The sequence below is a fragment of the Gaoshiqia sp. US2 genome (genome assembly GCF_059705485.1).
Map to the genome: position 1 here is coordinate 1,952,738 of NZ_AP048550.1, position 15,042 is coordinate 1,967,779.

The 15,042-nt window shown below is 49.6% G+C and carries 9 protein-coding genes; 8 read left to right on the plus strand and 1 reads right to left on the minus strand.

Features of this window, described 5'->3' with window-relative positions; genetic code table 11:
• Positions 1 to 5: 5 nt before the first annotated feature.
• The 7 genes from AC6H3C_RS07695 to AC6H3C_RS07725 all read left to right on the plus strand — a co-directional run bounded on the left by AC6H3C_RS07695 (position 6) and on the right by AC6H3C_RS07725 (position 13,512).
• A complete protein-coding gene (locus AC6H3C_RS07695) occupies positions 6 to 1,796 on the plus strand; it encodes a right-handed parallel beta-helix repeat-containing protein (protein WP_497520144.1) in 1,791 nt (596 codons plus the stop codon).
• Positions 1,797 to 1,832: 36 nt separating this feature from the next.
• Positions 1,833 to 4,322: a glycoside hydrolase family 3 C-terminal domain-containing protein gene (locus AC6H3C_RS07700; protein ID WP_497520145.1), complete on the plus strand. Its 2,490-nt coding sequence runs from the start codon at positions 1,833 to 1,835 to the stop codon at positions 4,320 to 4,322.
• Between the two features lie 5 nt (positions 4,323 to 4,327).
• A complete protein-coding gene (gene xylE / locus AC6H3C_RS07705) occupies positions 4,328 to 5,761 on the plus strand; it encodes a D-xylose transporter XylE (protein ID WP_497520146.1) in 1,434 nt (477 codons plus the stop codon).
• Position 5,762: 1 nt separating this feature from the next.
• Positions 5,763 to 6,797 (plus strand): uroporphyrinogen decarboxylase family protein, encoded by a 1,035-nt coding sequence (locus AC6H3C_RS07710; RefSeq protein ID WP_497520147.1) that lies wholly within the window; start codon positions 5,763 to 5,765, stop codon positions 6,795 to 6,797.
• Positions 6,784 to 8,565, plus strand: a complete 1,782-nt coding sequence (locus AC6H3C_RS07715) for an alpha-L-fucosidase (protein WP_497520148.1) — start codon at positions 6,784 to 6,786, stop codon at positions 8,563 to 8,565. Before AC6H3C_RS07710 ends, AC6H3C_RS07715 begins: the two co-directional genes overlap by 14 nt.
• A gap of 45 nt (positions 8,566 to 8,610) precedes the next feature.
• Positions 8,611 to 10,164, plus strand: a complete 1,554-nt coding sequence (locus AC6H3C_RS07720; protein ID WP_497520149.1) for a glycoside hydrolase family 28 protein — start codon at positions 8,611 to 8,613, stop codon at positions 10,162 to 10,164.
• 153 nt (positions 10,165 to 10,317) lie between these two features.
• Positions 10,318 to 13,512, plus strand: a complete 3,195-nt coding sequence (locus tag AC6H3C_RS07725; RefSeq protein WP_497520150.1) for an alpha-L-fucosidase — start codon at positions 10,318 to 10,320, stop codon at positions 13,510 to 13,512.
• 62 nt (positions 13,513 to 13,574) lie between these two features.
• On the opposite strand, the gene AC6H3C_RS07730 is transcribed toward AC6H3C_RS07725, so the two are convergent.
• The gene (locus AC6H3C_RS07730; RefSeq protein WP_497520151.1) at positions 13,575 to 13,730 is read right to left on the minus strand and encodes a hypothetical protein; all 156 of its coding nucleotides are present in this window, start codon (positions 13,728 to 13,730) and stop codon (positions 13,575 to 13,577) included.
• Positions 13,731 to 13,751: 21 nt separating this feature from the next.
• On the opposite strand from AC6H3C_RS07730, the gene AC6H3C_RS07735 reads away from it, so the two are divergent.
• Positions 13,752 to 14,999, plus strand: a complete 1,248-nt coding sequence (locus AC6H3C_RS07735) for a uroporphyrinogen decarboxylase family protein (protein WP_497520152.1) — start codon at positions 13,752 to 13,754, stop codon at positions 14,997 to 14,999.
• The last annotated feature ends 43 nt before the right edge of the window (positions 15,000 to 15,042 follow it).

Consider the following 15,042-nt stretch of genomic DNA (forward strand, 5'->3'; position numbering starts at 1 on the left):
AAGAAATGAGAAAGAAACTGATAATCTATATGTTCTTGTTCGGTTGTTGTTCCGGATTTTTAATTCCGGCATTTACTTTTGCAAAATCATACCATGTTGCCACTATCGGGAACGATGCCGCCAACACAGGCTCGTTAGCCAACCCTTACCAAACCATTCAAAAGGCTGCTGAAGTCATGTCTCCCGGCGATACCTGTTACATTCACGCAGGGATTTACTATGAAATGGTGCGGCAGGCCAATTCGGGTGTTGAAGGCAAACCGCTTATATTTACCGTGTTCCGTGGTGGCGAGGTTATCGCTCACGGCGGCGAAGTAGAGGAAGGATGGCTCAGGTATAAAGGGGATATTTACAAAAAGGCAGGCAAAGATACGGTCAAAGACTTGTTTGTCAACCGGCAATACATGCTGTGGGCCCGCCACCAAAACATTACGTACGATCTGGTAAAGGGGTTCGATATGCTTCGCCCTAAGCTTGACACAGCCAATCCCTCTGAGAATGTTGACTGGACCTGCGTTACGGTATTCAAGGATGATTCAAGGGGGAACGGGTGGTGGAACAGTGTTTGGGAACAGGACAAATATATAGAAATGCCGGATTACATTGTGGATGGAGGCTGGTTGATGGGTGTTCCCGGATTAATTGATTTGGGAGGTGAACGGTGTTGGAAAAGCGGTACTCTTTATTTCATGTCGGTCGGAAAAAAGTATCCCAACCAGTTTCAGGTGGAAGCCCGGGTACGTAATTGCGGATTTGACCTGTCTAACCTTAGTTATATCTATCTGAAGAAGATAACGGTGTTCACTGCCAAAATCAATATGGATGATTCCACATATTCTCTGGTAGAGGACTGCAAAGTCCATTGTTCTGGTTCGGTATATCATACTGTGCCGGGGAGACCCTCGGCACTTCCTCTTGGATTACAAAGGAAGGGAATTCTTATTAGTGGTTCACATAATGCCATGAAAAACAGCGAGATAGTGCACTCGTGGAGCAACGGCTTTTCACAAATGGGGGAAAATAATAAGGTATACAATTGTGAATTCCATGATGTTGGCTGGGCTGGTTCCAATTACACCTTAGTTATCGTGAACCACGGCAATCACCTGATCAGGAGAAACACCCTGCATGACTCGCAGCGCCATGGCATTGATATCAAGAGAACACAAGAGCCATCAGTTATTGACTCGAACGAAGTATATAATGCCGGACTAGCAAGGATGGATTGCGGATTGATTTATTTCGACGGTCAGACCAATGGCGAAGGAACGGTAGTTGCCTACAATTGGCTTCACGATCATTATAACGGGAACAACAATAAATTACATGGCTGCGGAGCTGTGTACCTGGACGATTATTCATCAAATTTTATTGTTCACCACAAGGCGATCTGGAATGTAAAAACCGGAAAATCACCGAAAGGCATAAAATTGAATAATCCTAAACCAGGCTTAAGTCCCAATCATCACCAGATATATAACAACACGTTATGGAATTATACCATATCCATTAATTCAGCCGACAAGGATTGGAATCTAAGTATATGCCAACCATACTGGGCAGATACAAAAGTATACAATAATATTTTTCTTATGCCCGATACATTCGGTCCGGCAAAAACAGGAAATAACTTCATGGAAGAAAATGTCATGTCTGCCTGTACGATAAATCATGACTTTCGTTTGAGGGTAGGCTCTCCGTACATCGATGCAGGAACTGTCATTCCCGGTGTTACCGAGTGGTTTAAAGGTTTGCCCCCCAATATTAGCGCTTACGAGTATGGGGGAAATTATTGAATACCCGGAAGAATGGCCAACTAAACTTAAAATACCATGAGAACGTTTTTAATTTTTTGCTTATCGATTAACCTTTTTTCCTGCACTCTCCAAAAAGTGTCCGATAGCCAACGGGCTGTAGAGTCAAAAATCAACTCAATCATCGGGCAAATGACCCTCGAAGAAAAAATTGAAATGATCGGGGGGCTCAAGGACTATAATATCAGGCCGTTGCCACGGCTTGGCATCCCGGAAATCATGATGCCCGACGGGCCGACGTTTGTCAGGGAATACGGGAGGCTCACGTCATTCCCGGCGCCGATTAATTGCGCCTCGACATGGGATACAACCCTGATTAAAAGCGTTGGCAAAGGGATCGGTATGGAATTCAGGTCAAAGGGGGCGCACGTGTGGCTATATCCCGGCATGAACATATACCGGGCGCCCATGTGTGGCCGCAATTTCGAATACTGTGGCGAAGACCCGTTTCTTTCAGGACAAATGGCTGCTGCTTACATCCTTGGAATCCAAAGCGAAGGCGTGATGGCAACTGCCAAACATTTTGCTGGAAATAACCAGGAATTCGCCCGTAGCCGCGTAAGTTCTGATATTGACGAACGTACCCTGCAGGAAATTTATCTTCCGGCATTTAAAACTTCTGTTGAGAAAGGCAAAGTTGCCTGTTTTATGACGGCATACAATCTTTTGAATGGCGTTTACACCTCGCAGAGCGACTACCTGATCAACCAGGTTTTGAAAAAGGACTGGGGTTTTCAGGGATTTATCATGTCAGACTGGGGCGCCACCCACAACGGGGTGGCTTCGGCAAATGCCGGTCTTGATTTGGAGATGCCGTCTGCCGCCCACATGTGTAAAGATACGCTGGCAGGCGCAGTAAAATCAGGTGTGGTCAAAGAGTCGGTTATCGACGACAAAATCAGGAGGATACTCCGGATGTATTACCGTTTCAAGTTCATGGACGACACCGCGAAACTTCACAACCAATACGAGATCGATCACCAGGTTCCGCTCCACATCGCCCTTGAGACCGCACGAGAAGGGATTATTCTCCTGAAAAACAAAGAAAAGGTACTGCCTTTGGATGCCGGGAAAATCAAATCTGTTGCCGTGCTTGGGCCTAATTGCGAAATTCCGGTTACCGGCGGCGGGGGAAGCTCATACTTATTACCTTACGAGCCAACCTCTGTTTTGAAAGCAATCACGCAGTTCGTTGGCGACAAGGTTAAAGTGCTTTCATCGCCGGGCGCGTTTGACCGGTTACCGGATGATTTTTACGCGAATACCGTGTTTGAAGGCGAAGGACTGAAAGGGGAATTCTTTAATAATACCAAATTTGAAGGTAATCCTGTTGCAACCATATACAGCAAAACCCTCAATAATATATGGAGAAAAGGCACGCTCCCGGTTGGGGTACGGCCGCACAATATTTCTGCCCGATGGACCGGAAAATACAAAGCGACGGGAACCGGCGACTATGTTATTGCGGTACGGGGATGTGACGGGTACCGGTTGACTTTTGACGGAAAGCCATTGTTGGATGAGTGGCGGTACCAAAGCGATAAAACTGCATGGAAAAAAGTTTGGCTCCGGGAAGGACAACTATATGATATTGGCTTTGAATTTTTTGAAGGGGGTACCTGGGCCGATATGGGCATTACCTGTATTGGGATTGGCAAGGAAAAGAAGAATCTGGTTGAAAATTCGATATCGCTTGCGAAGCAGTCCGACGTGGCGTTGGTTTTTGCCGGTTTCGACAACACTACCGAAGAAGAAGGTAAAGACAGGCCTTTTGGGCTGCCCGAAGAGCAGGTTGATTTTATTAAATCGGTTGCCGCGGCGAATAAAAATACGATTGTAATCGTGAATGCCGGAGGAAATGTTGGCATTGCCGACTGGATCGATCATGTAGCAGGGCTGTTGCACGCCGGTTATCCGGGCGAAAAAGGGGCACAGGCTATTACCGAGGCGCTTTTCGGGAAAGTAAACCCCAGCGGTAAGCTTCCGTATTCCGTCGAAAAGAAATGGGAAGACAATGCGGTTTACCGGAGTTATTACGATGACGACAACGACAAACGGGTGCAATATTCCGAAGGTATTTTTGTGGGGTACCGGCATTTCGACAAAAGTGGCATCGAACCTTTGTTCCCCTTCGGGTTCGGCCTGTCGTACACCAGTTTTGAGTACAGTAATTTGCAGGTAAAAAAGGAATTTACGGCAAGCGACACGCTGGTAGTTTCGCTGGATGTAAAAAACACAGGGCCGGTTGCCGGGAAAGAAGTGGTCGAACTGTATGTTTCTGACAAGCAAAGCTCGCTGCCACGCCCGGTAAAGGAGTTGAAAGCTTTTTCAAAAGTCGCGCTTGGAGTTGGCGAAACTAAAACAGTTACCATGAAACTCGGACGCGGCGCTTTTTCATTTTATGACCCTGAAAAGCATCAATGGGTGACAGAGCCTGGAGAATTTGAAATCCTGGCAGGCAGTTCTTCAAAAGACATCAGGCTGAAGGAAACAGTAACGTTAAAGTAGGGGGCATGATGGAAAAATCGAAAAAAATATACAGTATCGCCTTTGTTGCCGTTTTGGGCGGCTTCCTGTTCGGGTACGATACGGCGGTGATTTCCGGGGCGGTTGAATCGTTGAACCGCTATTTTATCGTTCCGATGGGGCTTCCGGAGAAAGCGGCCAATACGCTGCTCGGGTTTATTGTTGCCTGCGCCCTGATTGGCTGTGTGATAGGAAGCACAATGGGCGGATATTTCAGCCGGAAGTTCGGACGGAAGCGTTCGTTGTTGCTGGCAGCCTTGTTGTTCCTGGTTTCGAGCCTTGGTTCGGCTATCCCTGAAATGGGGGTCATCCCTGCGGGGAGCAAAGCAGCGATGCTTTCATTTATCTTTTTTCGGATTATGGGAGGGACCGGCATCGGGCTTGCTTCGGTGCTTTCGCCCATGTACATTGCGGAGGTTTCGCCTGCTGGCATTAGGGGCAAACTGGTGTCGTGGAACCAGTTGGCCATTACCCTGGGCATACTGGTTGTGTACATTGTGAATTACCGGATCGCCCTCATCGGCGACGAAGCCTGGGACACCGCTTCAGGCTGGCGCTGGATGTTTGCCTCGATGGCTTTCCCGGCGGCCTTATTTTTTGTTTTGCTCTGGTTTGTGCCGGAAAGCCCGCGCTGGATGGCGATTTCGGGGAAAGAGGAAAAGGCGCTTGACATCCTTTCACGCTTAAACGGACAGGAAGGGGCGAGAAAGGAGTTCGACGAAATTAAATCGTCGCTGGAGCATCATCATTCCGGCAGACTGCTTTCGTTCGGGAAGAAAGTGCTGATCATCGGGATACTTTTGTCTGTTTTTCAGCAACTGACCGGTATCCAGGTGATGATGTACTATGCCCCTGAAATTATCCGGAACATGGGAAGCAGCGCCGATTCGTCGATGTTCAGGGCCATCCTGGTAGGGACAGTGAATGTACTGTTTACCATTATTGCCATTTCCACCGTCGATAGGGCAGGCCGTAAACCTCTGCTGCTGGTCGGTTCGGCTTGCATGACACTTTTCATGTTTATACTGGGGTTTACTTTTTTTACTAATCACTTGGGGATCATGTCGCTGGTAGCCGTTTTGGGCTTTGTGGCAGTTTTTGCCTTTTCGTGGGGCCCGGTTACCTGGGTGTTGCTGTCCGAAATTTTTCCGAATGCCATCCGCGGCAAAGCAATGGCAATCGCCGTGGCCGTGCAGTGGATCATGAATTACGTGGCTTCTTCCACTTTTCCCTTACTTGACCGAAGCCCCTGGCTGGTCGAAAAGTTCCACCATTCCCTTTCGTTCCTGATATTCGGGGGAATGGCCCTTCTGTCTTTCTTTTTTATATGGAAGATGGTTCCTGAAACTAAGGGAAAAACCCTGGAACAAATGGAAGAAACCTGGAAACAGGATATGTTGACAACAAATAAAGAAGAATAGTATGAATGGATATGAAAGAACAATGGCGGCGCTGAAAGGCGAACCGCACGACCGGGTGCCGGTTATGCTGCATAATTTTATGCTGGCAGCCAGAGAAATAGGCATTTCTATGAGGGAATTCAGGGAAAATCCTAAAATAATAGCAGAAGTTTTTATTAAAGCAATTGAGAAATATGGATATGACGGCATCCTGGTTGACGTGGATACTGTAACGCTGGCCGGTAGCCTCGGGGTTCCGGTCGATTTCCCGGAAGACGAACCGGCCAGGCCGCTTCGCGGGATACTGGATTCATTGGAAGATATCAAAAAACTAAAGCTGCCAAAAGTTGAAAATTACAGGTACATCCAAAACTGGCTTGAGTCGGTCCGTTTGTTAAGGGAGCATTTCGGAAATGAAATACTGGTCAGGGGTAACTGCGACCAGGCGCCCTTTTCACTTGCCAGTATGGTAAGGGGGATTGACGCCCTGATGCTGGATCTTTATTTGGCTCACCCAGAGCAGTTGGGCGAACTGCTGGATTACTGCACGGATGCCACCTGTCAGTTTATCCGGCTAATGGCACAGGCAGGCGCGCACATGGTATCAAACGGCGACAGTGTGGCCGGACCAGCCATGATTTCGCCTGAACAGTACGAGGAATTTGCTATTCCATACGAAAGTAGGGTTGTTGACGAAGCCCACAAAAGCGGGTTGCCATACGCGCTGCACATTTGCGGCAATACCGACCTGATACTGGAACTGATGCTTAAAACCGGCGCCGACGCTTTTGAGATTGATTACAAAACAGATACCCATAAAGCATTCGATATCCTGCACGACAAAGCGACATTTATCGGGAACATCGATCCAAGCGGGGTTATTGCACTGGGTACGCCTGAACTAGTAAAACAGAAGACAACCGAACTGCTGGAAATATTCGGAAAAACAAACCGCTTCATTTTAAATGCGGGGTGCGCGATTCCTCCAACTACGTCAGAAAAAAACATTTTTACATTCATTGAAACTGTCAAAAAATACAATCATGAAAAAATTTAATGCGATGAAAAAAGTAAATATGCTTATAGCGATTGTCCTGATTTTTGTAACGACTTTTTGTACCTCAAAAGACGTAAAAAAAACAACAGACGGTGACCGTATGCAATGGTGGGCCGATGCCAGATTCGGAATGTTTATCCACTGGGGTGTCTATTCGGTGCCAGCCGGAATCTACGATGGAAAGGAAATATCGTATGTTGGGGAATGGATTATGAACCGTGCAAAAATCCCTGTTGCCGAATACCGTGCGTACGCGGCTAAGTTTAACCCGGTTAAATACGATCCTGAGGCCTGGGTGCGGTTGGCAAAAAAGGCCGGGATGAAATACATCGTTATTACAACGAAGCACCACGACGGGTTTGCATTATTTGATTCCAAAGTAACCGACTGGGACATGGTTGACGCCACTCCTTACGGAAAAGATTTGCTTAAACCTCTTGTTGAAGCTTGCAGGCGCGAGGGGATAAAAATAGGGTTTTATTATTCTCAGGCACAGGACTGGGTGCACCCGGGCGGTGCAGCATCTCGGAAACTGATGCGGGTTGGGTGGCCCAACCCCGATTCGACAAAAATTGACCAATACTCTGCCACGCATCGCGGACACTGGGATCCCGCACAGGAAGGGGACTTTGATGAATATCTTGATAAGATCGCAGTTCCTCAGGTTAAAGAAATACTTTCAAACTACGGGGATATTGATATTTTGTGGTGGGATACTCCCCAGGAAATGACTCCCGAGCGGGCGAATAAATTCCAATCCATTCTCGAAAAATACCCGAAGATAATTACAAACAACCGCCTTGGTGGCGGTGTTGATGGTGACGCGGAAGCCCCGGAGCAATTTATCCCTGCAACCGGTTTTCCGAACCGGCATTGGGAGGTGAACATGACCATGAACGACACCTGGGGATATAAATCAACCGACAATAACTGGAAATCGACCAAAGACCTGATACTGAAACTTTCCGAAATCGTTTCGAAAGGGGGCAATTTCTTACTGAATGTTGGTCCAACCGCTGAAGGGGAAATTCCTTCGGCCAGCGTCGAACGGTTAAACCAAATTGGCAATTGGATGAAAGTCAATCAGGAAGCTATTTATGAGACGAAGGCAAGTCCTTTCCCGTATTTGCCTTGGGGAAGAGCAACACAGAAAGACCAAAAACTTTTTTTGCATGTAATAAAATGGCCGGAAGACGGTATTTTGAAAGTGCCGATGCAAAATAAAGCGTTAAGCGCCTGTTTACTTGCCGATCCAAAACCTAAACTTGAATTGAAGCAAAATGGAGAACGAATTGAAATAAAAGTCCCGGCAGAAGCTCCCGACAGTATTCTCTCTGTTCTAGCCCTACAGTTTGAAGGCACACCCAATGTAAAACCAATACCCAGCGAAGGGAAGACCGGCACGGCATCCTCGGTAGATACCGGTGTTTCAGTGGCCGACCTATTTGACGGAAACCCAAAAAATGCGTGGAAACCTAAACCGGATGATAGTAATCCCTGGGTTGAAGTTGACCTGGGGGAAGAGGTCAGTATTGAAAATTTTTCGATAGTTGAACCCTGGCATCCCTGGGATAACCACAGTCAGAAATTTACACTTCAATGCAGGAAAGGAGATAAATGGGTAGATGTAATCAGCGGAAAGACTACCGGTTGCGGACATACGCAAGATTTTGAGCCGGTGGCAGCGCGTTATTTCCGATTATATATTAAAGGGGCGAAAGGAGAATTGCCTGTCTTAAATGAATGGATATTAAACAGGTCGTTATAGCTGTAAACATGCAGCCCTGATGTTTTTTTTAAACAATTTTAAAAAATGGAAAAGAAAAAATATTCCGCAGAAAAATCTGACAAAACAGGTAGCCCAATGAATGTGAATGAAATTTCCAGGCGCCGGTTTATGCTTACAGGAAGCCTTGTTGCAACGGGCATGTCAGTTACGCCTATTCTGGCCGGCACAACCCCGGGACAAGAAACTGGTGAAGGAAATTTGAAAAAGGATAAAAAAGATGCCATTCCTCAAAAATCGCTGAACGGCGTATATAACGTGAAAGATTTTGGAGCGACAGGCGATGCCGTAATTCTTGATACCGATTCAATTAATAGAACGGTTGAGGCCTGCAATGCAAACGGGGGAGGAACAGTTGTTGTCCCACCGGGAACTTATCTTTCCGGAACAATTCATCTGAAAAGTAACATGGTGTTTCATATTGAAGCAGGCGCAATGATATTGGGCAGCAAAAATATGGACGACTATCAGGATGTCCTGGATATGGAACGTAAAAACAACAGTCAATGGCATGCAGCCCTGATTGAAGGACATAATATCAGCAACATAGAAATATCCGGACGGGGTGTCGTCAACGGGAACAACGTGTTCAATCCGCACGGAGAAGAAAAGATGCGCGGGCCGCACGCCATTTTTTTCGATAAATGCGAAGGTATATCCGTAAGGGACATTTTTGTGAAAGACGCGGGTAATTATGCCCACCTCATGGACGGGTGTTCCAACGGCAGTTTGCGCGGAGTCACGGTAACCGGCGGCTGGGATGGCATCGACCTGTTCGATTGTAAAAACTTTCTGATCACCGACTGCCGGTTTATGACCGGAGATGATTCGATAGCCGGTGGCGGCTGGGAAAAGGTAGTGGTTTCCAACTGCACGCTGAATTCATCCTGCAACGGGATGAGGAACTATAGAGGAGGACTGAAAGATGTGGTTTTCTCCAACCTTACGATTTCGGGCCCCGGCCTTTACAAGCACCGCACCCATGAAACACCTTCAAAAGAACAGTACCTCCTTACCCACAACCAATGGCATGGCACAAACGATTCGCTGTCGGGTTTCTGGTTTGCAGGGAATGGCGAGATTGACAACCTGGTTATTTCGAATGTGGCGATCAGGGGGGTAAGATGTCCGATATGGATGAGCGTACAAGGCAGCAAAGCGGCGATCAGAAATGTGCAGATAAGCAACCTGAGCGCTGTTGAAGTAGGAAAGCCGAATGTTGCTTCGCTTATACAAGGTAATACAGGAAAACCGGTTGAGAATATAATGCTTTCTAATATTACCATTCAATCTGTGGGCGGGGGCAAAAAGGAGATGGTTGACAAACCGGTTCCTGAAAAGGTTGGCGACCCGATAGAATTATCAAACTGCTCTGGTATATACTGCCGTTACATAAAGGATATGACTATGAATAACATCCGGTTTAGTACGCAGGAAGAAGATGAACGCCCGGCTCTGATCTGCGAAAACATTGACCGATTGGAAATAAACGGAGTAAAAGGTCCTCAGGGAGTTGATGAACAGGCAGTAATAATATTACGTAACGTTAAGATGCTAAAAGCACATGATACACTAAAATGATTATCAGGTTAAAATCAATTAAACCAGGGAAACTGTTGTTGCCGATTCTTGTTGTGATGACATCTCAGTTAAACGGTCAAATACAAAAAAGACTGACTTCCCGGTAGGCCCTTTGTGATTTGTATTTACCATTAAAAAACAAATTATTATAGTATGAAAAATGTAAAAATGCTTATGGTGATTGTCTCGGTTTTTGGATTGACTTTTTGCGTTCCAAAAGATGCGAAAATGTCAACGGAAGCCAATCGTATGCAATGGTGGTCCGATGCCAGGTTTGGAATGTTTATCCACTGGGGTGTCAATTCAGTTTCAGCCGGGATATGTGATGGGAAGGCAATACCCTGTATCGGAGAGCGGATTCTGAGCAGTGCAAAAATCATGGTGGATGAATATACTGAGCTTAACCCTGTCAAATACGACCCGGAAGCTTGGGTGCAGATGGCGAAAAGAGCCATTGTTTCTACAACGAAGCACCATGACGGGTTTGCCTTGTCTGATTCAAAAATAACTGGTTGGGATATAATTGAAGCCACCCCTCGCGGTGAATACCTTCTTAAACCTCTGGTCGAGGCGAGCGGTCGTGTGGGGATGAAAACAGGGGTTAATTATTCTCAGGCACAAGATAACGGGCATCCCGGAGGGGCGATGTCGCGAAAACTGATGGGGGTCGGATGGACCAATCCTGATTCAACAAAAATAGACCAGGACTCTGCCGCGCAACCGGACTCTGGGGCGCATGCTGTCGGAAAGCAGTTTGATCTGGCGAAGGAGGGGAGCCAGACGATTCAATTGGGGCGATTCCCCTTCGAGCCGCGCAAGGCGGGGCGGATATCCTGCCAAGTGACGCAGGACCAGGGAGAATTGAACGGCACCTTGGTGCTGCGGATGCTGGGGCGTGACGGCACCGACCTCGGCGTCCAGAGCCGGCTGCTGGGGGGATTCGATCTGACGCGTGAAGTCGAGTTGAACGGGCTGAGGTCCGGCGCTGCGCTCCAAGTCGCCGCCGATTTTATTAGCGCCGAAGGCACGGCCATGGTCGGCGTTGAACTGAAGGCCGAGGTCCGGAAGGCGCCCTGTTCGCTGCAGATATCGGGGCTGGCGTTGCAGGAGCGCAAAGGCGGGGAGAGTGCGGAAGACGCAGGCGGACGCCTGCTGACCACCCCGGAGGCCGGCTTTGCCTACGGTCGCAACTTGTTGCCGGCGATGGATTCACAGGAGTGGGTCTCCGCCGGTGCGGGTGCTGAGCATAGCAAGGGACCGGCCGGCCAAGCGGTGCTGGCGTTGCGTGAGCAGGAGGACGGTACTTGGAAAAGTCCGCCGTCCTGCCTGAAGAAAGGCACAAAGGAGTTGTGTTTGCAGGGATTTGTGAAGTTCGACGCCCAGGCGACCCCCTATGAGAGTCCCTTCATCGTCGAATTCCAGAATAGCAAGGGCAAGGCGCTCCCTCCTGCCGGTCAGGCCAGGTGGCCTTTTGGCGATTGGGTCAACAGTCACGGAGAGTGGTTCCCTGTCGCCATGCGCTTCCCGGTGCCGGATCAGGCCACGGCGGCGAGGCTGGTGGTAAAGCTGGGCAAGGGGAGGGCAGCGGACGGCCATCTCAAGGGCAAAGTGGAGAGGAACAACTTCGTTGTCTTCCAGATGGCCGGACTGCGGCTGTGGGAATCGGACCAGGTGTCGCCAGCCGGTCGTCGGCCGTTCAACTATACCGCCCTGGCGGGCGGTGTCGTTACCCCCGGGCCGTTTGTGCCTTGTAGCGCGCAGCAGGCGAACACGATTTCATTGTGGGCGAGCGTCAATGACACCAACAACCTGTATTTCGCCGAAGATGGCTGCTGGCCGTCGCCAAAGGCGTGGGTGGAGAACTACCTCCCTGTCGCCCGAACCGTCGAATTGAAGGGCGAAGTGTTCGACTGGGCCGGGACCTCGCTCGGCAATGTGTCCAGCGGCGTCACACTGAATCCCTATGAGGCCAGGATCATCGAGTTGCCGATCGCGCCGATTAAGTTCTCCGGCTGTTATTCGATCAACCTGGAAGCGGTGCAGGACGGCGCCGTCGTCGGCAAGGGCGTAATCCGCTGGGCCTGCTTGCGGCGGCCCAACGACCGCGCCGACCGGCGTAGCCCGCTTTATCCGTTTTGCTTCCATCCACGCCTCTCGGGTCAAGGTGCTTTTAGCCAAGATGCCGACGAAGCCCGCTATACGGAGCAGGAGTTGCGGACCCTGCGGGCGATGGGGGTGCGGGGCTTCCGGCTCCAGTGCAGGCTCTGGGCACTCGATGGAACAGACACCGCGAAAGCCATCGCCCATGTCCGCAACTATAGCCAACGCTTCCATGATCAGGTCTGGCCGGGGATGCAGAAGTACGGCTTCGAGGGTTACATCACCTTCTTCCCCAAGCCGTTTGGCAAGGTGCCGGAGAACGGCACGCCGGAGATGGCTGCGTGGAAGGAATATGTTGCGGCGGCAGTGAAGGCCTATCCCGAGATATCCGTCTTCGCCTTCGGCAACGAGGAAGTGGGACGTCGGAATCAGACATTGGATGACAAGCCTGCGGTGTGGGGCTACCAGGGCTCGATGCGAGATTACACCCGCGAGTTTCTGGCCGCGCGCGAGGCGGCGCTGGCGGCACGCCCCGAGGTGACTTTCTTGGTCGGACAAGCGACCGATCCAGACGCAAACGTGGTCAAACTGTTTTTTGAGGCCGGCGGCACCGCGGCCGAGGTTCAGGGCTGGGCGATCAATACCTACATCAGGCACGCCCTCACGTGGAAGAACATTTCCGATGGGCTGCGCCGGAACAATGTTGATCTGTCAAAGTGCATCGGCCTGATTCCAGAGATCGGTTATGGGGCGCCAACCCGTGCAGACCGCTTCAACGTGGAGAAAAAAGAGGCAATCAATTTGGTCGTCAACCAAATCGAAATTCTGGCTACGGCGCCGTGGGTCCGCGATATCAACTGGTTCACCACGATTAAGAGCGGTTTGTTGGTGAACAACTATGTCTATGATATGGACTGGTCGCCCAAGCCGATGGCGGCAGCCTATCACACCATCAGTTCCACTCTGGGCGCCGGGCGTCCTGTTCAAGTGCCGTCGAAATCCGACGCGAACCTTTATGTCTGGGACCGTCCCGACGGCACCAAGGCCGGAATAATCTGGCAATCGAAAAGCCATCCAGCGAAAACCCAACCGTTGCGCCTGCGAGTGTGCCAGACGAGCGGAACGGTGACTGTGCGTGACCTCATGGGCAATGACACCATGGTGCCAGCACGAGAAGGCGTGGTGTCGGTCGAGGCTTGCGACTCGCCGATTTACCTACTAGATATCGAGACATTAACTGAAGAGTGAGGAATAATTCTGTATGAACAGGAACATCACCCTGCGTTGCTTTATCGCCAAAACTGGCGCCATCACGCTTCGACAACCAGCAGCCGGATATGAACGGTGGCCTCCATTTTTGCCTGGTCAATAACCTGACGGGCACCAATTACACCATGTGGTTTGGGGAGGACATGCAGTTCAGGTTTGCCCTGAAATTTGGGTAATTTTTTTATCAGAGATATCACAACAATTTAAAAAAATCAATTATGAATTCAAGAGAACGTATTTTATCAGCAATCAATCACCGCCAGCCCGACCGTGTTCCAGTTGACCTGGGGGCAACCGGCAGTTCGGGGATATCGGTAGTAGCCTACCATAACCTGTTGAACTACTTAGGCAAAGGCCACCTGAAAAATCATGCTCACGATGTGGTGCAGCAACTGTCGCAGCCCGACATGGAAATACTTGATTTGTTCGGGGTCGATGTGGTCGACGTGGGCCGCCATTTCAATACCGGTGAAAATTACTGGCACGAGTTGGGACTGATCAAAGGTAGCCCGGCGCTGTACCCCCACTGGTTCAAACCCGAACAGCAGCCCGACGGGAGCTGGCTGGCCGCCGGAAAAACCGGCGAGTATATTGGCAAGATGCCATCGGGCGCTACTTTTTTCGACCAGTTGATCTTTCCGTATGTTGACGGCTATCCCGATAATTTCAGGGATTTAGGCCGTGATTTGTCGCGAGTGGTATGGGGCGGCCTGGGGTTTACTCCCTACGACTGGGCCGACGACCCCAATTTCTGGGAAATGTTGAGGGAAAAGACCATCGACCTTCGCTCGAAAACCGACAAGGCCCTGCTGTTGGGCGTGGGCTGCAACCTGTTTGAATGGGGGACTTTCCTGCGGCGGATCGACAACTTTTTGATGGACCTGTACATGGAGCCTGAAAATGTCAATCGTTTGCTTGATGCGTTGATGGAAAGGCATATGGCGTTTCTGGCCAAAGTTTGCGAGGCCGTTGGCGACGTGGTCGACATCCTGAAATTCGGGGATGACCTGGGCACCAACACCGGGCCATTTTTTGCGACCGAGACCTACCATGAATTCTTTTTCCCGCGGCACAAACAATTGTGCGATTTCGTAAAAGCCAATTCAAAAGCGCACACCATGCTTCACTGTTGTGGCGGCATTTATGAGCTTATCCCTGAATTGATTAACGCCGGATTTGAGGTAATCAACCCGGTGCAGATCAATGCCATCAACATGGAACCCGAACGGCTCAAGAAAGAATTTGGCCGTGATTTGACCTTCTGGGGCGGCGGCTGCGATACGAAAAGCGTACTGAACAGGGCCACGCCGCAGGAGATCAAAGACCATGTGAAACACAACCTTGAAGTTTTCAACAAGGGCGGAGGCTTTGTCTTCAATACCGTGCACAACATCATGCCCGACGTGGCTCCTGAAAACGTTGTCGCCCTGTTCGAGGCGGTCAAGGAGTTTAATAACGGGCAATAGGAACCTGAGAAATTTTGCCATTGCGGCGAGAGAAAGAAAAATC